Genomic DNA, 22,916 nt, shown 5'->3' with positions numbered 1-22,916 from the left:
CGTGGAAAGCTTCCGCTCACCCAAGCTCGACGATCGGACATGGGACGACCTGCGCCGCGAGCTCGTGCGGCGGATCCCCGTGCACAGCCCGGCGTGGACCGATCACAACCCGAGCGACCCCGGGATCGCCCTGCTGGAGGTGTTCGCCTGGCTCGGCGAGAACCTGCTCTACCGGCTCAACCGCGTCCCCGACAAATCCCTCCTCGAGTTCCTCAACCTGCTCGACGTGCCGCCGCGCCCCGCGCGCTCCGCCCGCACGCTCATCCAGCTCGCCCTCGGCAAGGGCGTCGACGCGCCGCAGCTCCTGCCCGAGGGCCCCACCGCCGAGAAGACGGTCGTCGCCGCGGGGAAGGTCGAGTGGGAGGTGCGTGGCGAGATCGAGGTCCTCCCCGTCGAGGCGCAGGCCGCGGTCAAGGCGCCGCTCGAGGGCGCCGACCCCGCGAAGCTCATCGGCAAGGAGGAGGTCGAGCAGGCGCTCGAGGACCACCTCGGGAAGAAGGCCCCCATCGCGCTCTACACGACGACGTGGATCGAGCCGCCGGAGGGCGGCGTGGCAAGGGCTTCGGTGCCCGTCGGTCGCGCCGTCGACCAGACCCTCTGGATCGCGCTGCTCGTGCCCCAGGGGCTCGCGAAGACCCACGCGCCAGCGCAGATCCGCAAGCTCATCGAGGGGCGTATCCTCTCCGTCGGCGTGTTCCTCGACGGCGCCCTCTCCGGCCCGGACGACGTCGAGCGCTGCCCCGATCCAGGGGCCCCCGCGGCGGCGCTGCCGGTGATCTGGCAGATCGCGACAGGCAAGTTCACGGGCAGCGCGCCCTCGATCGAGCGGCTGCGCTACGAGCGCCTCGCCGTCGAGCACGACGGCACCGCCGGCCTCTCGCGCACCGGCGTGTTCAGGCTCCGCCTGCCGGCCGACGCGAGCGGCTTCGGCGCGTGGACCCTCGCGGGGCTCGACGAGGCGCTGGAGGGGGCGGGGGACCTGCCGCCGCTCGTCGAGGACAGCGCCCTCGCCGCCCGCATCGTCACGTGGATCCGCGCGTTCCGCCCGAGGACGGCGGGCGGCGGGGCATCCGAGCTTCCGCAGCCGGTCGTGACGTGGGTCGACGTCAACGTCGCGCCCGTGGAGCAGGCGGTCACCGCGCCGCCCGAGCTGCTCGGCAATGGCACCGGCCGCCCCGCGCAGTCGCTTCGGCTCGCGCACGCGCCCGTGCTCGCGGAGACGGCGTACATCGAGGTCCGCGAGCCCTCGGGCTGGGTCGCGTGGCAGCGCGTCGAGCACTTCGGCGTCTCGGCGCCGGGCGATCCGCACTACGTGCTCGATCCGGTCGCGGGCGAGGTCCGGTTCGGCGACGGGATCCGCGGGCGCATGCCCCGCGCGGGCGAGGTCATCCGCGCGCGCAGCTACCGCCACGGCGGCGGCGCGGTCGGCAACGTGCCCGCGGGCGCCATCGCCAAGGTGCGCCCGCCGAAGGGGGTCCTGGCCCTCGCCGTCCACAACCCGTTCGCCGCCGAGGGCGGCGTGGACGCCGAGACCATCGAGGCCGCGAGGCGCCGCATCCCCCAGGTGCTCCGGCACAACGACCGCGCCGTCGCGGCCGAGGACTTCCGCGATCTCGCGATGGAGACGCCGGGCGCGGGCCTCGGCCGCGTCGAGGTGCTGCCGCGGCACCAGCCGCACGGCCGCGTCGACGGCGTGCCCGGGGTCGTCACGCTCGTCGTCGTGCCCAGCTACGATCCGCGCCACCCGGACGAGCCGGCGCCGGACCGCGAGACGCTGCGGCGCGTGTGCGCCTTCCTGGAGCCGCGCCGGCTCGTGACCACCGAGCTCTACGTCACGGCGCCCGAGTACGTGCCTGTCTGGATCTCGGCGGCGTTCGAGGTCGACGAGGGGTACGGCCCCGCGACGGTGCGGCGCTGGGTCGAGCTGGCCATACGCCAGGCGCTGGCGCCGCTGCCCCCGTACGGCCCCGCCGGCCAGGGCTGGCCTTTCGGCCGGGTCGTGAGCGAGGCCGACGTGGAGGCCGCGATCCTGCGCGTCGAGGGCGTGCGCCTCGTGCACGGCGTCGTCGTGGAGGGCGAGGCGGCGGCCGACGGCACGATCCCCGCGGGCAAGGTCGAGCTGCGCAGCTGGCAGCTGCCCGTGGTGCGCGGGGTCCATGTCGCCACGGACAGGACGACGCCTGAGCCCATCGACCGCGACGGCGACTCCGAGCGCCCCGCCGGCGAGACGTCGCTGCCCGTCCCGGTCGTCGAGGAGGTCTGCTGATGGCCGCCCCGCGCTTCGTCCACGTCCGCGGCGAGCTCGCCTTCGCGCGCTTCGATTACGACGCCACGACGCTCGACGCGCGCGACGAGACCATCCGCCTCGCGACCGCGGAGCAGCTCGCGACCGAGCCGGTCGACCCGTCCGCATTCGCCGCCATGCTCGCCGCGCGCGGCGGCGCGGCCGCGGTGACCTGCTCGCCGGACGGGTGCGCCGGGGCGACGGTGCTCCTCGTCGACCGGACGGGCGACGCCTTCGCCCTCCGCGACGGCGCGTGGGCGCCCCTCGGCCTCGGCGGACAGGCGACGGGCGACCCGCGCGGCCCGCTCGCCTTCGGCCCGGCCGTCCCGCCGCCGCCCGCGCGCCTCGACGACCCGCGCGCGCTCTGCCGCGATCCGCGCGGGCGGCTGTGGCTCCTCGAGCGGGGCGCGCGCCGGATCCTCGTGCTGGCCGAGGACGACCTGCGCTGGCTCGACACGGTGCGGTTCCCCGCGGGGGCCGATCTCGAGCACCTCGCGTGCGCGGACGCCGGCGTGCTCGCCGCGGACGCGTCGCGCGGCGCGTTGTTCTTCCAGCCCTACGGCGGCGAGTGGCGCGAGGTGACCGCGCTCTCCCCGCCGCTGCCCGCGGGCGCCGTCCCGGTGGCGGTGGCCGGCGGCGGCGAGCGCCTCGCGGCCCTCTACCGGCTCGCGGCGCCGCTCGTGTGGGAGCCCGGCAAGCCCGCCGTGCGCGCCGTCGTGGCCCTCGTCTCCGGCGGCGCCGCCGCGCTCCACGCCGTCCCGGGGCTCGAGGACCCGCTGCCGCTGCTCGTGCTGCCGGACGGCCACCTCCTCGTCGGGGAGGTCTCGGGGCCGCCGGGCGCGCCCATGCGCTTCGTCGAGCTCTCGGTCACGCCGGGGTGGCTGCGCACGGTGGGGTCGTTCGGCGTCCGCGGCTTCGACGGCAGGGCGCTCTTCCTCGACGCCCGCGGCGCGCCCGCCGTCACCACGGAGAAGGGGGTCCGCTCGCTGTACGAGGTGGTGGAGACGGCCCCGAGCACCGAGGGCCGCGTCGAGACGTTCGCCCTCGACTCCGAGCGCTACGGGTGCGTATGGCACCGCGTGTTCGTCGAGGCGTGCCTCCCGCCGGGCACGTCGCTCGAGATCCACGCCCGCACCTCGGACGACCTCCCCTCGAGCCCGCGCGCCGCGCGCCCTCCCGCGGAGGGGCCCTCCGTCCCCGCGGATCCGGCGCGCTTTCCGCTCGGCTCGCTCACCGCGGACGACGTCGAGGGGTGGGCGCCCGTCGGCGCGCTCGACCGGCGCGCGGCGTGGGCCGACGTGCCTTTCGCGCCCGCCGCGCCCGCCGGCGTCGAGACGCTGGAGGGGCTCCTGAAGCAGGCGCCCGGCCGCTACCTGTGGCTGCGGCTCACGCTGCGCGGCAAGAAGCGCCGATCGCCGGCGATCGCCGGGATCCGCGCCACGTATCCGCGCCCGTCGATGCTCGACCACCTCCCCGCGTTCTGGCGCAACGACCCCGCGGCCGCGCAGGCGATGGACGAGACGCTCGCGCTGTTCGAGGGGTTCCTGACGGAGATGGACCTCCGCGTCGAGGCGCTGCCGCGACTCTTCGATCCGCGGAGCTGCCCGGACGAGGCGCTCGACTGGCTCGCGGGCTTCCTGGCGCTCGCGCTCGACCCTCGCCTCGGCGAGGGGCCGCGCCGCGACCTGCTCCGCGAGGGGGCGCGGCTGTTCCGGCAGCGCGGGACGGTGCCCGGCCTCTCGCGGCTGCTCGAGATCGTGACCGGCGCCCGCGTGGACATCGTCGAGGCGTTCCGGCTCCGCCGGCGCTCCATGGGCGTGCTCGGCGAGGGCGCGGGCCCGATCGTCGGCGCCGTCCTCGGGCCGGGCCTGTCGCTGGACGGCGACCCGGCCGGCGCGAGCGCCACGGCCCACCGCTTCACCGTGGTCGTCTTCCGTCCGAAGGACGACACGCTGGCGTCCATCGTCGAGACCGCGATCGAGCGCAACAAGCCGGCGCACACGGTCCACGACGTGTGCTTCCTGGAGGCCGGCCTCCGCGTCGGCATCACCAGCTTCGTCGGCTTCGGGACCCGGCTCGGCGACCCGGCCCGGTTCGAGCCGTTCGTCGTCGACAGGAGCCCGCTCGGCGCCCCGTCGACGCTCGGCGTGGCCGGCGCGAGCCGCTCCCTCGGCAGCTTCGTTGGCGGCGCCCGGATTGGCAAGACCACTCATCTTCTTTGATTCGAGGAGCACACCGTGAGCGACCCTCTCCCGTTCAACGCTGTCGTCCCGGAGGACCCCGCCGTGCCGGGAGATCCGTTCGTCCGGCTCCGGTACCACTACGGCATGCTGCTCGGCGCCGAGGACTTCTCGGTCGAGCAGCGCGAGCGCGTGCTGCGCCGCCGGCTGCACCACGCGCTGCTCCACGGCGCCGGCACCGTGTACGGGTTGCGCGTCGTGCTCGGCGACCCCGACACCGAGGGGCGGCGGACCCGCGTCATCGTGCGCCCCGGCCTCGCCGTCGACGCGCTCGGCCGCGAGATATACGTCGATCAGGACCAGTGCCTGGACGTCGCGGCGCTCGCGCGGCACGCGATCTGGGCCGAACTGAAGGCGCCCGACGGCACCGTGAACGGCACGATCCGGCGCGCGTACGTGGTGCTCCGCTACGAGGCGTGCCAGGCGGATCCGGTGCCCGCGATCGCGCCGGCGTGCGATGGGCCGGGCGACACGGCGGCGTACAGCCGCCTCCTCGACCGGTTCCACATCGAGCTCTCGGCGTCCCCGCCCGCGGACCCGCACGCCCTCCAGCGCGCGTGGCTGTCCGCGCTCCTCTCGGCCGCGCCGACCCGCTCGCCGCGCGACGTGCTGCTCGATTTCCTGATGAACGTGCGCGAGCCGCCGGCGCCCGAGGCGCCGCCCCTGTCGAGCTTCTGGAGGAAGCCCGACAGCGCTTCTCTCCTCCTGGCGGTCGTGGATCTCGACCAGACAGGCGCGGGCGACGGCGCCGCCGCCTTCGCCGTGGACGCCCCTGGCAACCCCGACAACGCGCCGCGCGCGCTCCTCCCGTCGGCGCAGCTCGCGGCCGAGAGCCTGCTCGGCGAGCGGCTGCTCGGCGCGCCGCTCGCGGCCACGCCGCTCTCGCGCCCGTTCCAGGTGACGGGGTGGACCGTCGCGTCGGCGACGCAGCTGCGCGTCCACCTGTCCGGCGCCCCGCACGCGGCGATCGCAGCGGCGAAGCCGCTCGCGCTCGCGGTGCTGTCGGGCTCGGGCTGGACCGATCTCACCGCCGACGTGGCGAGCAGCGCGGACGGGAGCGATATCGTCCTCGACATCGGCAACGGCGCCTCGCTCGGCGATGGGACGGCCGGCGTGACGTACCAGATCCACGTGCGCGGCGAGGGCCCGATGCCGCTCGTCTCCGATCAGGGCGCGCCGCTCGCGGGCGTGCTCGGCGACCCGATCACGCGCGCGGGCAGGGGGCGGGACGTGAGCATCATCGACACCTGGAAGGTTTGAGGAGGCGGCCATGGGAGGCTCGAAGACGGCGACGGGAACGGCGGCGGGGCCCTTGGCGCTGCCGGAGACCGAGGCGCAGGCCCCGGGGCAGAACGGCCTTTTCCGGCTCAACTACTTCAATGGACGCTTCCTGTCCGCGGAGGGGCTGCGCAGGGAGCAGATCTACTGGGACTACCGCGCGCGCCTCCTCGGCGAGGTGCACCCGCCGGGCGTCGCCTGGGGGATGAGCCTCGACTACGACCACGCGTGGACCGCCCCCGACAAGCTGGCCGACGGCAAGTACCAGCCGAAGGGCGGTATGGAGCCCGGCAAGAGGGTCGTCCTCAAGCCGGGGCTCGCGTACAACGGCATCGGGCAGCCCGTCGTGGTCGGCGCTGACTTCGAGTTCACGTTCGCCCAGCTCATGGACCAGTTCCGGTCCAACAAGACGGTGGTCGTGGACGGCGGGACCGCCTTCTTCCCGTGCGTGTGCCTCGCGCCGATGCCGTGCGGCGACATGCCCGCGGGGCAGGCGTTGCCGGCGGGCCCGTACCTGCTCCTCATCGATCCGAAGGACTCCCTCGAGGGCGAGGCCAAGGTCTACACCCAGGTCTGCCCGGGCAAGGCGCCGGCGTGCGAGAAGGATGGCATCCGCGGCGGGTTCGTCCTCTCGCTCGCGCGGTTCCCGGTCGAGGTGCCGATGGAGACCATCGAGTCGTCCTGGGATCTACGGAGCATCCTCGCGGCCTATTACTTCGGGGTCTACGAACATTCGCTGCTCACGCGCTGGGCGCGGCCCTTCCCGCTCGACGAGGGCAACAAGGACTTCTGCCGCGGCCCGGGCCCGTTCGACAGGGTGGCCGGACACGTCCCGCTCGCGATGGTGTATGTCGGCTCGGACGGGACGATCCTGTTCGTCGACCCGTGGATCCCGCGGCGCTCGATCGCCGCGACGGCGTCCGCCGGGTGGCACGCGAACCTGCGCGGCGCCCCCACCGCCCCGGCGATCATCGCGCGGCTGCACCAGTTCCAGTGCCAGGTCCACGATCGCTTCCTCGCGGCGGGCTGGCCCAAGGAGGGCGGCAAGAAGGTCTTTTACTTCTGCCCGCCGCCCTCGCCGAACGCGCCGGCCACGCCGTTCCCTGCCCAGATCCCGAACCTGTACGACCTCGGCTTCCGCGAGATCCCCCCCTATGGCTTCTTGCCGTTGCCTCCGGCCCAGCGCGAGGAGGAAGTCGGAAAGGGGCCGACGCTCACCCTCGCTTACCAGCGCGTCCTCAGGGCCTCCAAAGCCGCGAAGGCCTATTTCAAGGACACGAACGTCCTCGTGTACTCCGTCGTCGCCGTCCACGACGACGACATTTTCGAGGACATGGTGCGCGCGGCCGAGAAGGACTCCATCGTCCTGCACCGCTGCGGCGCCGAGCCCCGCGACGAGCGCCTGGCGGCGCTGCTCGAGCAGCCGATCTGGGGGGCGCTCTTCCGGATCATCGGCAAGTGCGGCGGGCTATCGATGGAGCGGCTCATCAACCGCGAGATCGAGGCGGTGAAGATCGTGGTGCCGATGGAGGGCCTGCGCCGCAAGTACCCCATCGTCGGCGCGGTCAAGGCCGACCTCTCGGTGGCGCCTTATGCCACGTGGACCGCGATCGCGGGCGGCGCGGCCGCCGCGGCGAACGGCTCGCTGATCGACATCCTCTTCGGGGACGTGCTCGGCGCGGCCGCGAGGCCTCACGGGTTCATCTTCTACGTGAAGCAACGCCTCGTGCTCCTCGACGTGCTCTACGTGGTGCTCGACGTGGTGCTCGACCTCCTGCTCGTGTGGCAGACGCAGCTCGCCGTGCAGCGCGCGGCCGTGCCGCCCGCTGCGCCGCAGGGCACCCCGGCGAGCCCGACGCCGAACCCGACAGCCCCGCCGGACAGGGACCCGACGGGCGCGCCGGTCGTGACGGAGGTCCCGAACTCGGCTGAGGTCGCGCCCGACGGCGACGGCGCCGTCGAGGAAGGCACCGGCGCGATGTACTACCTGCGCAAGCTGGGGCTGGACAGCGCGTTCGCGGGCTCCCTCGTGAACAGCTTCGTCCCGGCGCGGAGCCGCGACGCGCGGTACCCCACGTTCGACATCGCCACGCTCAGGGCGGCGAACAAGGCGCGGCCCCTGAAGACGTTCAGCGTCGTCCCGATGCTGCTCGGCGACGAGTCGGCGCGCCAGGCCGTCGTGTCGGGCCTGCTGCTCTGGGCCCCCGAGCTCGGCCTCTCCGGGACGTGGAGCGCTTATCGCAAGACCCGCGTCGAGATCGTCGAGAAGCTGCGCGCCGCGCGCCCGAACGATCCGTCGGTCGAGGCCGAGGCCCGCGACCAGGCGATCGAGCTCCTGCTCCGCGAGCACAAGGGGTTCGCGGCGCTCAAGCTCGCGGCCGTCACGTTGCCCGACACCGAGGTGGCCGCGCTGGAGGAGCTGCTCGAGGCCGAGGCGCGCACGCGCGGCTCGCGCGGCGAAGCGACGCTCTCGCAGCAGGCGTTCTACGCGAAGGGGTACGCGTCGCAGGGCAACGAGCGATGGCAGGCGGCGCTCGACACGGCGCGGACGGAGTACGGCCGGCGCGCCATCTCCGACATCGCTCCGGAAATCGCCGGGCTCCCGGCGACGCCGGCGGACAAGGTGCTGTCGAGCACGAAGAGGAACGCCGCGCGCCTCGTGGGCGGCCGCGCTTCCGACCGGCTCGCGAAGAAGATGAAGGAGGACGGCGCCGCGATCCAGAGCGCCCTCGCCGCGCTCGCCGCGTCGAAGCCGGCCAGCGAGCCGGCGTTCTGGAGCACCTACGACGAGGTCCTCGCGAGGAGCGAGGGGGACGACGCGAAGGCCATCGAGCTGCTCGCCTCGGTCTCGCCCGAGCACCAGGGGCCCGCCGCGGAGCTGAGGAAGCTGCATGCGGCGCTCGGCGAGCGAGGCTACGAGGAGGTCCTGCGCGCGCTGCGCGGGATTTCTGACGCACGAAATTAGTGAGGCGGCCGGCGGCCGATTCGAAGTGTCATGTGTCGGACGCGTAGGAAAACGCCCGATGGCGACTCGACGAGCGTTCCGTCGAAGGTTCCTTCATTGCCCTCATAGAGCGTATCGGGGACCGCGCCTTCGTGCTCGGCCACCAGCGCGGCGCGGGCGCCGGCGATCAGGAACGACGTGCGCGGCGGTCCCGCATGCGTCGTTCGAAGAGAGCCCGGCGTGACGGCGCCGCGCACGCGTACCGTTCGGTCGCGGTACTCCGCAGGCGCCGCCGCGATGTCGTCCACCAATGTCGTCTCCGGCGCGCGATCGCACGCTCCCATGGATGCGAGCGCGAGGAGGAGCACGCCTCGGAGCTGGCCTTTCATCGCGTTGCCTGTCGGTGCACCCACACTTGAACTCTACGGTTTGCCGGCGCGTCCGCGCCGGGCGTGGTGGCGACACGCGCCCATTGGGAGCTGTAGCCGACCACCTGAATGCGTCCTTCCGCGATGCCTTGCTGCACGAGGTAGGCTTTCACGGACTGGGCCCGCCGGGTGGCGACGACTGCAGGGTCGGGCTCGTGCAAGTCGGCATATCCGCCGGCCTCGACGACCAGATCGCTGCTCGCGCGGAGCCGGCTGACCGTGGACGCGAGCCGGGCGCGGTGTGCATCGGTGAGATCTGCCCCGCCCGGGGCGAAGCCGTCCAGGATAGCCTCATATTTCGCCTCGTAGAAGCGATCCAGCGCGGCGAAGAAGTCCGCGCTCGCCGTCTCCTGGCAGTCCTCCGTTCTCCCGAACAGCAACCGGCGATAAGGGGGCCTGCTGCTGTACTCCGTTCCCCACCTGAGCGCCCCGAGCACCTCGCGCGTCTCGGGCACAATCGCAACGGTCTCGAACACCTGGCGCTCGTCCCCGCGCAGGTTGTGCATCGGCTCGTCGTACAGGTACGCCGGATCGGCCGCAGAGCTCGGGGCGTTCCGGCGCCCTGCGTCGCGATCCGTCGCGTTTTCACCAGCGACCCATCGCGTGCCATCCCATCGCGCGCCGTAAAATAGCTCGTTGTCTGCGAGGAACTGATCGACCCGGCGGCGATCCGAGCCGGCCTCGAATCGTCGAGACTCCGCATCGTCCTCCGCATAGGTTCGCTCGCCCGCGCGCGTCTGGAGTACCGTCTGCACGAATGTGACGGTGCGACCCCCGACAGTCGCGTTCGGCAGGAAGGAGATCTGCTGTGCGGCGCTGCTCATCCGGTGACCCGTGAGGTGCCACGTCATACGGCCCCTCGACAGCTCTTTGCTCCCGTCGATGGGCGCCGGGAGCGGATCGCCCCCGGGCGGCACCTGTCGATCCGGCTCTTCTCTCCTCTTGCAACGCTGGAGGCGCAGACCGGTGCTCGACGCCTCCTCGCGCCCTGCCGCTGCCTCGGGAGCGCCGTAGAGGCGCTGGAGCGTGCGCGCCGCAGACGCGTCCGCGGACCGCTCCAGCTCGCTGCGCTCCTCTCCGGCGCCGGCGATCTCGAGGCGCCCCGCGTCCCTCGCGCCGCGCTGCTGTGACACGTGGGCCAGCTCGTGCGCGAGGATCGCGTCACCGCGGATCGTGCCTGGCGCAAACGCCCCTTCCGAAAAACCGATGTGCGGCCCCACCGTGAACGCGACGGCGCCCATCTCGTTCGCCAGCGCGGCAGCATGCGCGTCCGCGTGGAGCCGCACGTGATCGACGCTCGCGCCGAGTGCGCGGCCGAAGCGCGCCGCCGTGCCGCTGTCGAGCGAGACCCCGGACCCGAGGCGCACGGCGACCCGCGCCGGGCTCGGCGCGCTGCTCGCGACCGTGCTCGAGGCCGACAGCATCTGCACGGCCGCGCCAGCGTCTCCGCCCATGCCGGCGTCTCCCAGGTCGGTCTGTACCGACCGGCCCTCGCTCCACCGCACGATGGATGAGCGCAGTCGAGCGACGATCGGCGGGATGTACTCGGCGGCGGTAGCAGGCGCGGACCGGCCCGAGTAGATCTGCGCCAAGTGCTCCAGCCTGGCGGCGTCTGTCCCCGCGTGGCGCGCGAACCACGCCTCGATATACGGGCATCCGCCGAGCGCCCACAGCGGGCCGAGCACGTCCGCCGCGGCCTGGTTCACCGCCTCGTGGAGCTGCTGGAGGAACGCGCTCCGCCCCATCTGTCCAGCCTGCGGCGTGGTCGTATCCTCCACGAGGAGCCCTGCCGGCGCCTGGACGGGGCCAGCAGACTCGGCGGACGCGACCGGATCGACGTCAGGGCTTTGCGCGGAGCGCGTGGGAGACGGCGTCCCCGGAGCACGGGACGGATCGGCGCGCGTCGCCCGCTCGTACATGGTATCACGATACCACGCTGGCCGCGTGGAGGTGGCACGTTCGCGAGATGTGGCGCGATCGATGGCTCGCGAGATACCGTACGCTGGCCGCGAAGCTGAACGAGCACCAGCAGCGCTCGACGAAAGCGGCTACACTGCACGCCTGCCGGTGTCGCGCAGCAGAGGGTAGTTGATCATGAGCTTTGCGATGGGTCGCAAGGACCGCGGGGAGCGAGAGGCGCGCGGCGCGCAGCGCGCGGCGTCGATGGACGTCGAAGCCGCGCGACAGACGACGCCACAGACCACGTCGAGCATCGCCGCGAGCCCCCTCCAGATCTCGGCTGCGGGCCTCCGCGTGCAGCGCCAGGCCGATCCGGCGGCGGCCGGCGCGCCCGCGCCCGCTGCGGCGGGCGCCGACGCGCCCGCGCGCGCGCCGGGGGCGCCCGGAGGCGCGCTCATCGTCGAGGACGGGACGCCGGACATCGAGCCCGGGCAGATGCCGAAGAGCGCGTTCATCGCGCTGCTGCGCGCCGAGGTCGAGGCCGCGGTGCAGGCGGAGCTCGAAGGCACCGCGTGGGGCGTCGCCGGCTGCCCCTGGGTGGATTACTGGTTCGGCCATTATGAGGGGCAATCCGCCGCGCACGGCGAGCGCGCGCTCTTCGCCTATGCGCCGGGCTGCGCGGGCGCGCCGACCGCAGCGGCGTGCATTCCCATCGCCGTCGCCCGCGTGCGCGAGGCGGTGCGGCGCTGGGCGCGCCCGGGCGAGGGGCAGCCCGGCGCGGACGCGGGCGAGATGCCCAAGGAGGGGAGCGCCTCGGCCGAGGGCGCCGGGCCTGGCCTCGCCACGGCGGTGAAGGGCGCCTCGAGCGACGAGGGGGGCGCCGACCTCTTCTTCAAGGACGACGGCGGCGCGCGCGCGCCGGCGAACCCCGCCGCCGTGGCCGCGCGGCTCGGCCCCGGGACCGGGCTCGACGCGGGGGCCCGCGCGCGCATGGAAGGGGCGTTCGGTCAGGACTTCTCGTCGGTGCGCGTTCACACGGACGCGCGCTCCACCAGGGTCGCGTCCGATCTCCAGGCCACCGCGTTCACCGTCGGTCGAGACATCGTCTTCTCGAGAGGCCAGTACGCTCCCGGGACGCTGCGCGGCGACGCGCTGCTCGCCCACGAGCTGGCGCACGTCGTCCAGCAGCGGGGCGGCTCGAAGGCGGGCGGCGGCGCGCGCGCGGCGATGGATGCGCCGGGGAGCTCCCTCGAGCAGGAGGCCGATCGCGCCGCGCTCGAGGCGATGCAGGCCATCCACGGCCGGACCGCCGCGAGCGACGTGGCGGTGAAGGGCCTCTTGCCCGGGGCCGCGGGGCTGCGCATCCAGCGCTGCAAGAGCGATGAAGAGCCCAAGAAGGTCGAGAAGACCGAGCCCGAGCTCACCCCCGTGTGCCCGACCAAGGACGGGCTCCACTTCTTTCCGGGGCAGCAGCTCCTCGTCTACATCAAGGGCGGGAAGGCGGTCGCGCAGTATCCGGCGCGAGGCGGGCCGCCGGCGTCGAAGCCCGGCGGCGCCCTCCCCGCCGACCCGACCACCGAAGGCGAGTTCCTCATCCTGAAAGAAGAGGCGTATCGCACGAAGACGTGGAAATGGTCGCGCATCGCCTGGGGGACGCCGATCAAGGACACGGGGAGCGATGTCCAGTACCGGCTCAATCGAGCGAAGGAGACGTGGGCGTCGGTCGGCGATTACGGCTTCACCCGTGACGAGATCCGCAAGCGCCACGAGTCGCTCTACGGCACGCCGGCGATCCCCTCGACCTGGATCTTCAACGACTTCGGCCCGAAGGCGTTCCGGTATTACCGGGACGTGAACAAGAACCGTAAATACGACGAGCGCGTGGACCAGCTGATGCCCGACATGCTCCACACGACGCCCGATGACGAAGCGCAGGTCAAGAAAGGTCAGCCGGTCACGCTGTCCGACTCGCACGGGTGCGTCCACCTCAAGCCGGGTGATCGCGACGACATGATCGGCCGCGGCATCCTCGCTCCCGGGACGCCCTTCATCGTCCACCCCTACACCGAGAAATACCAGTGCCCCTGATGAACGGGCGAGCCGTCACTCCGGCGTGGGGCGAGCGCCGCTGAGGACGCGCCACTGCCCGCGCTCGAAGACGACCTCGAGGACGCGCCGATCCGACCCCCGCCTGCCGCGGGCCTCGCACCTCGCGCGCGGCCGTTCGCCCGAGCAGCGCACGTGCTCCACCGCGTCGGGCAGGAGCAGCGCCGCGAGGCACGCCCGCAGCCGCAGCGGCGCGTGGGCGGCGTGCTGATCGCAGTCGCTCGCGCCGTCGGCCCGGCCCTGGAGCAGCGGTCGAAGCTCGCTCTCGCCCGAGACGCCCTCGTCGAAGGCCCTCGCGTCGCCCTCCGCCGCGGCCCGCGCGAGCGCCGCGATCGCGGCCTCGGGCGTCGCGGCGGCGTAGGGGTGAGGGGGCGTGTCCCCGAGCCGCTTCCAGAGCTCCTGCTCCTCCGCCTCGTCGCCGAGCCGCAGCGCCGCCTCGGTCCGGTCGAGATCGAGCCTGCGCAGCTGCCTGCGCGCCTCCAGCCCGTCGCCGCGCGCGACGGCCACGCGCGCGAGCCCGAGCCGCGCCCCGGCGTCGGTCGCGAGCTCCCAGCCGTGCCAGTGAACCCCGCCCTCGTCGCACCCCCCGTACAGCTCCCGCCCGTAGGCAGCGGCCGCTTCGTTCAGGGCCCCGCGGCCCTCGTGCGCTCTGCCGTCGCGCAGGCCCTCGCCGCGCGCGCAGCGCGTCGGGGGCGCGCCTCCGCCGGGCGGCGCGTGCGGCGCGGATGCGGCGAACGCCTCCTCGGGTGTCCGGGCGTGACGTCCCTCGGGCGCCTCCGAGGGGCAGCCCTCGCGACCCACCCGCAAGGCTTCCCCGAGCAGCTGCCACGCCGGCGCGTCGGTCGGGCGAGCGTCGAGCAGGCCATCGATCCTGCCCACGATCGCCCTGACGCTGGCGCACGGCGCGCGCTCGGACGCGGCGCTGCGGAGCTCCTCGCGGAGGTCCTCGACCCGCGCGGTGGCCGCGCCCGGAGAGCCAGCGTCGGCCGTGTCTCCCGCCGCCGAGGTCGGAGCTCTTCGACAAGCCGCACACGCCGCGCACGCCGCGCACGCCGAGAGCGCAACCCTGACGAGCGCCGCCGACGTCCGCCGCATCGTCGAGGAATACCGCCTCGCGCGCGGCCCGTCGACGCCGGCGAGGCGGGCTTGCTTCGACGCTCGAGACGTCCCGCGGCGATCCAGCGATTGCTGTATATCTGTCGTCACGGCGAGCGCCCCGGTCGCTTGCCCGTCATCGATGGACCTCCGCATCGACCGCCTCACCAGCCGCGTCCACCTCGCCTCGACCGAGGCCTCGGATGCCTGGCGCGCGCGCGTCGACGCCTGCTCCCGCGACCGGCTCGCCCGCGCGCTGGACGCGGCGCTCCCTGGCGTCCTCGCCTCGCTGGGCCTCGGTCCCGAGGCCGAGGTCGCGGTCGCGACGCTGCGCGTCCGCGTGGTCGTGCGCGGCGGGCTGGTCGACGAGGCGGACATCGCGCCCGCGTGGGCGCGGGCGGTGACGGCGGCGTTGCGCGCGTCCATCGAGCCGCTCGCGAGCTCGGGCGGCGGCGTCACCTCCGACATCGCCGTGTTTCCCGACAGGTTCGCCGCGGAGCTCGAGGCCATGGCCGACGCGCTCCTGGGCCTCCCGCCGCCCTGGTGGCTCGCGGCCCTGTCCGGCGGCTCGGCGCCGGGCGCCGGCGCGATCGTCCGCCGCTGGATCGAGAGCGCCCCCGAGCGCGTGCCCTCCGCCGTGGCGATGCTCGCGCGATCCAGCGATCGGGGGCTCGATACGGTCATCGCGGAGCCCGAGGCGCGGGCGCTGCTCGAGGCGCTGGCGGCGTCGCGCGCGCGCCAGCGTCGCGCGCTCTCCGCGCCGTTCGCCGCCCCCGCCACGCCGCCCGCCGCCCCCGCCGCGCCGCCCGCCGCCCCCGCCGCGCCGCCGCGGCGCGGGCCCGACGCCGCGGCCGGTCCACGTCCGGCGGCCGCCCCGCTCCCCGAGGCGCAGGCCGTGCCATCGGATCGCGCCCTCTCCCCCGAGGAAGCCCGCGTCGCGGGCCGCACGCGCGCCCCCCGCGCCCGCGATCTCGTCGCGGCCTGCCTGCTGCTCTCCCGGAGCCCGTCCGCGGACATCTCGCCGTGGCTCGCCGGCGACGCGGCGCCGGCGGCGGACCCCGCTCCCGGACGGAGCCCGGCGTCCCCCCGCGACGCGCGCGCCGAGCGCGCTGGCGAGCCGCGCGACGCGGCGCCTGATTCGCCGGGGGCCGTGCCTCCGGAGCGCGTCGATCCGAGCTCGCCGCCGGTGGCGCCGCCCCCGTCGTCCGTGTCGCTCGCCGCCGCGGCGTCGCTCCGGTCGCTCGCCGCCGTGCGCGAGCACCCGGTCGACGCCGGGGGGCTCCTGTTCCTCGTGCGCCGCGTGGCCCGGTCGCCCTGGCTCGCCGAGCACCACGGCGACGCGCTGGCGTCGCGCCTCATCGCGCTCGCCGTGCTCGCGCTCGGCCGGGCCTTCGAGCCGCTGAGCGAGGCGCGCCGGCGCGCCTCGCTCGCGCGGCAGTGGCCGCTCGTCGAGGTCTTCGCCGCGACGCGCCGCGAGCCCTCGCCCGCCGCCATGTCCAGCGCGGCCGCGCTGCTCGGCGAGCTCGGCGCCGCGGGCGCGCGCGTCCTCGCCGACGCCGGCGCGCTCCTCGACCTCATCGCCTCGGAGCTGCCGCCGGATCTCCCGCCCTTCGAGCCCGGCGCGCGCGCCATCTACGGCGCGCGCGCGTCCCCGTTCGCCCCGGGCGACCCGGACCGCGCGCTCGCCCACCTCCTGCTCCGCCCCGGTCGCCTCGCGCTCTCCGCCCACCGCGCCGACCTCGTCCTGCCCGCGCGTGCGGTCGACCTGGCCGTGCGCGTCGGCGGCTGGGACATCGACCCCGGCTTCGTCCCCCACCTCGGCCGCGTCATCCGCTTCACCTACGAGGGCCCTGCGCCGTGATGCTCCTCTCGCCGCCCGGGCCCGCGAGCACGACCGCGTTCCTCGAAGCGACCGTGGGCCGCCTGTCCGCGCACCTCTTCCGGATCGCGCCGGACCGGGGCTTCCTCGAGCCGCTCGCGCGCAGCTTCGCGGGCGAGGTGCTCGACGAGCCCGCGGCGCTGCGCGAGCGGCTCCGCGCCGCGCAGGCCGAGTCCGACGAGCTGCTCCGCGGCCTCGGGCCCTCCTCGCCGCTCGCGCGGCTCCTCGCCGCCCACCGGCTCTCCCGCCTCGAGTCCGACATCCTCGCCCTCGCGCTCCTGCCGGATCTCGACGACCGCTTCGGCGACATCTTCTTCGCCCTGCGCGCCGGCGTACCCCCGCGCCGACCGACCCTCGGCATCGCGCTGCGCGCGCTGTTCGACGATTACGGGGCTCGCTGGCAGGCGCGCAGCTACCTCGACCGGAGCCCGCTCTGGGACGGCGGCCTGCTGCGCGCAGAGGCCGCCCGCGGCGCCGGCGACCCTGCCGGCATGGATCGCATCCTCTGCCCCAGCGCACCCGTCGTCGCGGCGGCGTTCGGCCACCTCCCGGCGCGGCTCGAGACGGGCGCCGAGGTCCTCGTCGTGCCGCCGCTCGACGCCGGCGACGCTCCCCTGCGCGAGGGGCTCGCCGCGCTGCTCGCCGAGCTCTGCGCCTGGGTGGAGAGCGTCCAGGCCGGGGTGCTCCACCTGGTCTGCGAGAGCCCCGGCGACGCGCCCGCGCTCGCCGCCCGCGTCGCCCGCGCCTTCGGGCGGCCGCTCGTCCACGTCCCCGACGCGTCGAGGGAGATCGAGGTGGTGCTCCAGCAGGCGGCCTCGTGCGCCACGATGGCGTCCGGCCTCCTGCTCGTCGAGGCGTCCCCGGGCGAGCCGCTCCGCCTCTCGCCGTCGTTCTGCCCGACCGGGCCGGTGTTCCTCGCGACCCCGCCGGGGTGCGAGGTCGCCATCCCGGCGAGGCTCGCGGGCCGCCGCGTCGAGCTGCCGCGCCCCCGCCCGCTGGAGCAGCTGGCGCTCTGGCGGGCCGCCGTCGGCGGGCGCGCCGCGGAGCTGCGGCTCCACGTGCTCGCCAACCGGACGCACCTCTCGGGGGCGCAGATCGAGCGGGCCGCGGCGCGCGCGGTCGAGCGCGCCGCGCGCGGCGGCAAGCCCGCGGTCGGCGACGACGATGTCGTCGAGGCGCTCCGCGAGACCATCCCGGATCCGAGCTCCTCGCTCGCGCGCTGGAGCCGGCCCCGCGTCCCCTGGTCGAGCCTGATCGCCGACCGCGAGACGAGGGCGCAGCTCGAGGATCTCGTCCACCGGATCGAGCATCGCGTCACGGTGCAGGACGAGTGGAGCATGAGCGGCCCCTCGGGGCGCGGCGAGGGGCTCGTGGCCCTGTTCCACGGCGAGCCGGGCACCGGCAAGACGCTCGCCGTCGAGGCGATCGCGTCTCGCCTTGGCCTCTCGCTGCTGCGCGTCGACCTGTCCCGCGTCGTGTCCAAGTACATCGGCGAGACGGAGAAGCACCTCGCGAGCCTGTTCGACCAGGCGGAGGGCTTCCGCGCCGTCCTGTTCTTCGACGAGGCGGACACCCTGTTCGCGAAGCGGACGGGCGTGAAGGACGCGCACGACCGGTACGCCAACCTGGAGACCAACTACATGCTCGCGCGGCTGGAGGCGTTCGAGGGCATCGCGCTGCTCGCCACGAACCTCCTCCAGAACGTCGACACCGCGTTCCTGCGCAGGCTCCAGCTCATCGTGCCGTTCCCGCGGCCGACGCCGGCGCTGCGGCGCAGGCTCTGGGTCGCCCACCTGCCGGAGGGGCGCCTCTCGGAGGACGTGGACGTCGATCTCCTCGCGACCAGGCACGACCTGGTCGGCGGCGAGATCCGCAACGCCGCGCTCTCCGCGGCCTTCGCCGCCGCCGCGTCCTCCTGCCGGATCACGGCCGCGATGCTCGACCAGGCGATCGTCGCGGAGCGACTCAAGGCAGGGAAGTCGATCCGCTGAAGGGGTGCTCGTCGATGCCGCGCAAACCACAGCTCGCTCCCGAGGTCACCGGCGACGCGACCGCTCCGGAGGGCGCTCCCTCGTGAGCCGCGCGTCCGGAGGGCTCAACGCCTGGCTCGACGGCCTGCCGAGGCCGGCGCTCTTCCGCGCCTGCCAACCGAGGCCGACGTTCCTCGGCATGGGCGCGGCGGGGTACTACGCCGCGCTTGTGGTCACGCTCGGGGCGGGGCTCGTCGCGGGCCGCAGCCTGCTCGTCCTGTCGGCGCTCTCCGCGGCGTGCGCCGCGTCCTTCTTCGGCTGGGCGCTGCTCAGGAAGTGGATCACCGGTCATGAGTCCTACGTCCTCATGGAGCACCTCTGGGTCGCCCAGCTCTCGTGCGCGGGCGCGCTGCTCCTCCTGCGCGAGCCCGTCCTCCCGCACCTCGACACCGTGAGCCTCGGCCTGTGCGCGTTCCTGGCCGCCGGCCGTCTCGGGTGCCTGCTCGTCGGCTGCTGCCACGGCATGCCGTCGTCGGTGGGGATCGTCTACGGCGAGGAGCTCGTGCGCGGAGGTTTCCCGAAGCACCTCGCGGGCGTTCGCCTCTTCCCCGTCCAGCTCGTCGAGGCCGCGGCGCTCGCGGCCATCGGGCTCATCGGGCTGCTCCTCCTGCCGGCGTCGCCCCCCGGGCATGTCCTCGCCTGGGTGCTCCTCTCGTACGCCATCGTCCGGTTCGGACTCGAGGGGATCCGGGGCGATGACAGGCCGCACCTGCTCGGCCTGTCCCAGTCGCGCTGGATGGCGGCGCTCGAGGCGGCCGCGGCGATCGCGCTGAGCGACCGCGGGTCGCCGATGTCGCCCGCGCGGTGGGCGGCGGCGGGCGCGGTCGCCGCGGTCCTCCTCGCCGCGCTCGCCGTGCGCGCCCGCCGCGCGGCGCTCGCGCGGCGGCTCCTCTCCGCCGCGCACGTCGGCGAGGTGCGCGAGCTCGTGCGGGCGGCGGCGGAGCGCGTCGCGGCGCCGGAGGTCCTCGACATCGTCGGTGTTCCCCCGGAGGTCCGCCCCACGCGCCTCGGCGTGTCGGTCGGCGTCTCTCCCCTGGAGAGCGGCGGGCGCAGTCGAGCGCACGTCTCGCTGATGCTCCCCCTCGGCGCGCCGGATCTCCGCCTCGCCTGCGCGTTGGCTGCGCGGGCGTTGCCGGAGGCGACGCCGCCCTCCGCTCACGCGTCGCCGCTGCCGCTGCTCCACGTCGTCGTGCCTCTGCCCTTGCAGGCCTCGCCGACGCCGCGCGCGGATCTGTCCGACGCCCTGTTCGGCGCGGCGGTCCGCCGCCTGCAGGAGCGGGCGCTTCCCGCGGGCGGCGGGCCTCGCGCTGCCACGCTCGCGGGGAGGGACGGCGGGGATCCCGACGGCGATCTCGCCCCGGCGCCGCTCGCCGGAGGATCTCGCGCGCGGCGGCAGGATCGCGGTGCGGCGCGCGGCGACGTGGCCGGCGCGCAGGGGCAGGCCGGGCGAGAGCAGCCGGCGGAGCCGGCTTTGCGAGCGGAGCAGACCCAGCAGGCCGACGAGACCGAGCAGGCCGCGTCAGAGCGCGCGGTCCACGGGGGCGCGGAAGCGCGGCGCGCCGCCGCGGCGGGCGCCGAGCAGGCGCTGGACGGCCACGCGGGAGGGTTCGATCGCGTCTTCGACGACGTCGCGGCGAGCGCGATGTTCACCCCGTGGAGCCGGCCGGGCGGCGGCGACCGCTCCCGGGGGTGAGCCCTTGCGGTGCCCCTGCCGCCGGCGCGATCCGTCCCCCGCTATGCGGGCTTGCGGCCCGACTCCTCGGCGGGGAGCTTCGTGTCCGAATACTCCGGCCCGCCTCCGTAGTTGCCGGCGCCGCCCTCGCTGCCCCACGTCTCGACCTCGCCGGGGGGAGCGTCCTCCCGCTCGCCGGTCGATGTGATCGCCCCGCGGACGCCGGGGACGTCCGCCTGCGGGTGAGGCTGCTTCGCCTCGCTGACCTCGCGCTCGGGCCGCGGCGCGCCGAGCTGGTCCTGCGTCTTCTCGTCTCCCATGGTTCCTCCTTCCGGGGACCCCTGGGGCCGGCGAGCCCGATCGTCCACTCCTCCGCCGGCGAGCCCGCCCGCCGTCGCGCCGCGGCCGTCGCGCCCGCCGCTCAGCCCGCGCCGTGCCCGACGGGGATCGTGAACCGGAAGGTCGTCCCCACCCCCACGCGGCTCTCCACGCCGATGGTCCCGCCGTGCGCGACGACGAGCTCCCTGGCGATCGCCAGGCCGAGCCCGGTGCCCTTGTAGCCGTTCCGCTGGCCGCGCCAGAACCGCTCGAAGAGGTAGGGCAGCTCGTCCTCCGGGATCCCTGGCCCCGTGTCCGCCACCGCGAAGACGACGTGCTCCTCCCGGCGCTCGCACCGCACCGTGATCGCCCCCTGGGCGCCCGTCACCTTGAGCGCGTTGCTCAGGAGGTTCGAGAGCACCTGGAGCACGCGATCGCGATCGCACACGACGAGCGGCACCTCCTCGTCCGACGTCACGGCCAGGCGGACCCCCTTCTCCTGCGCCTGCGGCTCGAACGTCTCGACCGCCTCCCGCCCGATGTCCCGCGGATCCTGCGGCTGCCGGCGCAGCTCCAGCCGGCCCGCGCGCAGGCTCGCGAAGTCGAGCAGGTCGTGGATCAGCCGGTCCATCCGGTGCGCCGAGCGCTGGATCGCCTGGATCGCCTTCGCGTCGCCCTTGTCCCCGGCGCGCGCCGCCGCCCGCTTGGTCATCACGGCGGCCGCGGTGATGATCGCGCTCAGCGGGTTCCTGAGGTCGTGCGACACGGTGGCGAGCACGTTGTCCCGCAGCTCGATCGCGCGCTGCGCGGCCTCGTAGAGCCGCGCGTTGTCCGCGGCGAGCGCGGCCCGCTGCGCCAGATCGTGCGCGACGGCGAGGTCCGCCTCGTCGTAGATCCGGCCGGACGCCGCGGTCCCCAGCGCGATGCAGCCGAAGGCGCGGCCCCGCGCCACCATCGGGACCAGCATGACGGAGGTGATCCCGAGCTCGCGGACGAGCCGGCGGAAGCCGGCGTGCTCGGCGAGCGGCGCGATCAGCGGATGGGAGAAGTCCCGGAAGAGCTCCGGGCGCTCGCCGCCGAGGACCTGCTCCATCACCGCCGACAGCCCCGGCAGCGGCTCGATCTCGCGCAGCAGCGCGCGCGCCCGCCGGACCTCCTCCGGGTTCACGTGCGTCACCGTGACCCGCCGCGCCGCCTCGACCTCCGGCAGCGTGTGGATGACGCACCAGTCCGCGAGCTCGGGGACGGTGAGGCGGCCGAGCCGGTCGAGCGTCCCCTGGAAGTCGAGGCTGTCGCTCAGGGAGGCGCTGGCGGCCGCGAGGAAGCGCTGCGCCTGCTCGGCGCGCGTCCGCTCGGTGATGTCGAAGAACGTCACGACGCCCGCCGAGACGCGCCCCTCCGGGTCCAGGACCGGCCTCGAGCGCACGAGGATCCGCCCCCACGTGCCGTCGCCGCGGAGCACGTCGATCTCCTCGTCGTCCACGACCTCGCCGGTCGTGACGGTGCGCGCGAGCGGCCACTCCCACGTCTCGTACGCCTTGCCGGACCGCGGGTGGAAGCCGCGGCCGATGTAGCCCTCGATGCTCTGGATGCCGTCGAACGACTGCCGGAAGATCTCCGTGGCTTGCCGGTTCGTGAGCAGGACGCGCCCCGTCTGCCGCTCGCCGATGATGAGCCCCGCCGGCATCTGCTCGATCACCGTCGCGAGCAGCGCGCGGGCGTCGTCCGCCTGGTGCCGCGAGGCGCGCTCCTTCGCGACGAGCTGCGCCTGCACGATGATCCCGGTCGCCCGGCTGGTCATCGTGCGCAGCATCAGCATGTCCTCCTCGGAGAACTCCTCGGCGTTGCGCGAGCCGAGGATCGCGACGCCGATGGCGCGCCCCTCGTGGATCAGCGGCACGCCGTAGACGGCGCGCAGCCCCCTCGACCGGATCTCGCGCGCCGTCACGGGCAGCGTCCGGAGCGCGGCGTCGAGCGACGCGGGCCCGCGCAGCGCGAGGACCGCGCGGGCGAACTCCCGCGATGCCTCGAGCGGGGGGCCGAGCAGCGGCCCGTCGTCGAGGCCCGCTGTCGCGTGCACCTCGAGGGCGTCGCCGTCCGCGAGCAGGACCATCGCCACGTCGACGGCCGCGGCCGCCTCGCGCGTGGCGCGGATGAGCGCCCTCAGGAACGCGTCCAGGTCGCTGCTGCCGAGGGCGGCCGTCGAGATGGCGTCGAGCGCCTGGAGCAGGCGCACGCGCGCCTCCTGGTAGCGCGTCACCGCGTCGGCGATCGCGTCGTCGATCGCGCCGTTCAGCCGGATCAGCTCGCTCCCCCCGCCGCCCCCGCCTTCCCGCTCCCACAGCTCCAGGATCACGGCGCGGAGCGCCGCGTACTCCTTCACGACGTCGGCGAGGTCGTACCCCTGGGCCAGCCGGTTCAGCGCGTGGTGTCCGGGGATGCCGCGGAGCTTCTGGTCGACCTCCGCGCCGGTGCCTGCGCCGCCCGCGACCTCGGCCACGTAGGCGAGGACGCTCGGGATATGGTCGGTGAGCATCGGATCCGACGGCGACCGCGTCGGGCTCAGGGCGTGCGCTCGCTGCTTCCACGCCCCCAGGATCGCGTCGCGGTGGCGCCGGATGAAGTCGGAGAGCCGCTCTTCGTTCGGTCTACCGAGCTGATCCATGCGGTCCTTTACGATAGCGCGAAACCTTGAGCATGTGTTCACCGCGCGCCGCGCGCCGATCCGGATCGATGATGTCGA

Annotated in this window: 13 protein-coding genes; 8 read left to right on the top strand and 5 right to left on the bottom strand. The window is 74.7% G+C overall.

What is annotated here, in order from left to right:
• Window position 1: 1 nt before the first annotated feature.
• The 4 genes from WME96_RS32365 to WME96_RS32350 are packed head-to-tail and all read left to right on the top strand — an operon-like array spanning window position 2 to window position 8,767.
• Window positions 2-2,266: a putative baseplate assembly protein gene (locus WME96_RS32365; RefSeq protein WP_437285443.1), complete on the top strand. Its 2,265-nt coding sequence runs from the start codon at window positions 2-4 to the stop codon at window positions 2,264-2,266.
• Window positions 2,266-4,506: a phage tail protein gene (locus WME96_RS32360; protein WP_437285442.1), complete on the top strand. Its 2,241-nt coding sequence runs from the start codon at window positions 2,266-2,268 to the stop codon at window positions 4,504-4,506. The genes WME96_RS32365 and WME96_RS32360 overlap by 1 nt, the downstream gene beginning before the upstream one ends.
• Before the next feature lie 15 nt (window positions 4,507-4,521).
• The gene (locus WME96_RS32355; protein WP_437285441.1) at window positions 4,522-5,784 is read left to right on the top strand and encodes a hypothetical protein; all 1,263 of its coding nucleotides are present in this window, start codon (window positions 4,522-4,524) and stop codon (window positions 5,782-5,784) included.
• A gap of 10 nt (window positions 5,785-5,794) precedes the next feature.
• Complete coding sequence (locus WME96_RS32350) at window positions 5,795-8,767, top strand: hypothetical protein (protein WP_437285440.1); 2,973 nt, start codon at window positions 5,795-5,797, stop codon at window positions 8,765-8,767.
• Here the strand turns inward: WME96_RS32350 and WME96_RS32345 are convergent.
• Window positions 8,764-9,135, bottom strand: coding sequence for a cytochrome c maturation protein CcmE domain-containing protein (locus WME96_RS32345; protein WP_437285439.1), 372 nt, complete (start codon window positions 9,133-9,135; stop codon window positions 8,764-8,766). The genes WME96_RS32350 and WME96_RS32345 overlap by 4 nt on opposite strands.
• Window positions 9,132-11,093 carry an eCIS core domain-containing protein gene (locus WME96_RS32340; RefSeq protein ID WP_437285438.1) on the bottom strand — a complete coding sequence of 654 codons (1,962 nt, stop codon included), beginning with the start codon at window positions 11,091-11,093 and terminating at the stop codon, window positions 9,132-9,134. Before WME96_RS32340 ends, WME96_RS32345 begins: the two co-directional genes overlap by 4 nt.
• A 187-nt stretch (window positions 11,094-11,280) precedes the next feature.
• Between WME96_RS32340 and WME96_RS32335 the strand changes: the two genes are divergently transcribed.
• The gene (locus WME96_RS32335) at window positions 11,281-13,161 is read left to right on the top strand and encodes an eCIS core domain-containing protein (RefSeq protein WP_437285437.1); all 1,881 of its coding nucleotides are present in this window, start codon (window positions 11,281-11,283) and stop codon (window positions 13,159-13,161) included.
• A gap of 15 nt (window positions 13,162-13,176) precedes the next feature.
• Here the strand turns inward: WME96_RS32335 and WME96_RS32330 are convergent, their stop codons facing one another.
• Window positions 13,177-14,274, bottom strand: coding sequence for a hypothetical protein (locus WME96_RS32330; RefSeq protein ID WP_437285436.1), 1,098 nt, complete (start codon window positions 14,272-14,274; stop codon window positions 13,177-13,179).
• 142 nt (window positions 14,275-14,416) lie between these two features.
• Between WME96_RS32330 and WME96_RS32325 the strand changes: the two genes are divergently transcribed.
• From WME96_RS32325 to WME96_RS32315, 3 genes are all read left to right on the top strand, one after another.
• A complete protein-coding gene (locus WME96_RS32325; RefSeq protein ID WP_437285435.1) occupies window positions 14,417-16,135 on the top strand; it encodes a hypothetical protein in 1,719 nt (572 codons plus the stop codon).
• Window positions 16,135-18,144, top strand: coding sequence for an ATP-binding protein (locus WME96_RS32320; RefSeq protein WP_437292379.1), 2,010 nt, complete (start codon window positions 16,135-16,137; stop codon window positions 18,142-18,144). The genes WME96_RS32325 and WME96_RS32320 overlap by 1 nt, the downstream gene beginning before the upstream one ends.
• 82 nt (window positions 18,145-18,226) lie before the next feature.
• Complete coding sequence (locus WME96_RS32315) at window positions 18,227-19,876, top strand: prolipoprotein diacylglyceryl transferase family protein (RefSeq protein WP_437285434.1); 1,650 nt, start codon at window positions 18,227-18,229, stop codon at window positions 19,874-19,876.
• A 41-nt stretch (window positions 19,877-19,917) separates the two neighbouring features.
• Here the strand turns inward: WME96_RS32315 and WME96_RS32310 are convergent, their stop codons facing one another.
• Window positions 19,918-20,175, bottom strand: a complete 258-nt coding sequence (locus tag WME96_RS32310) for a hypothetical protein (protein ID WP_437285433.1) — start codon at window positions 20,173-20,175, stop codon at window positions 19,918-19,920.
• A gap of 101 nt (window positions 20,176-20,276) precedes the next feature.
• Window positions 20,277-22,838: an ATP-binding protein gene (locus WME96_RS32305; protein WP_437285432.1), complete on the bottom strand. Its 2,562-nt coding sequence runs from the start codon at window positions 22,836-22,838 to the stop codon at window positions 20,277-20,279.
• Between the last annotated feature and the right edge of the window lie 78 nt (window positions 22,839-22,916).

This window comes from Sorangium sp. So ce406 (assembly GCF_051474675.1).
In the GTDB taxonomy this organism is placed as follows: Bacteria; Myxococcota_A; Polyangia; order Polyangiales; family Polyangiaceae; genus Sorangium; species Sorangium cellulosum_G.
This window is presented reverse-complemented; position numbering and strand designations above follow the sequence as displayed.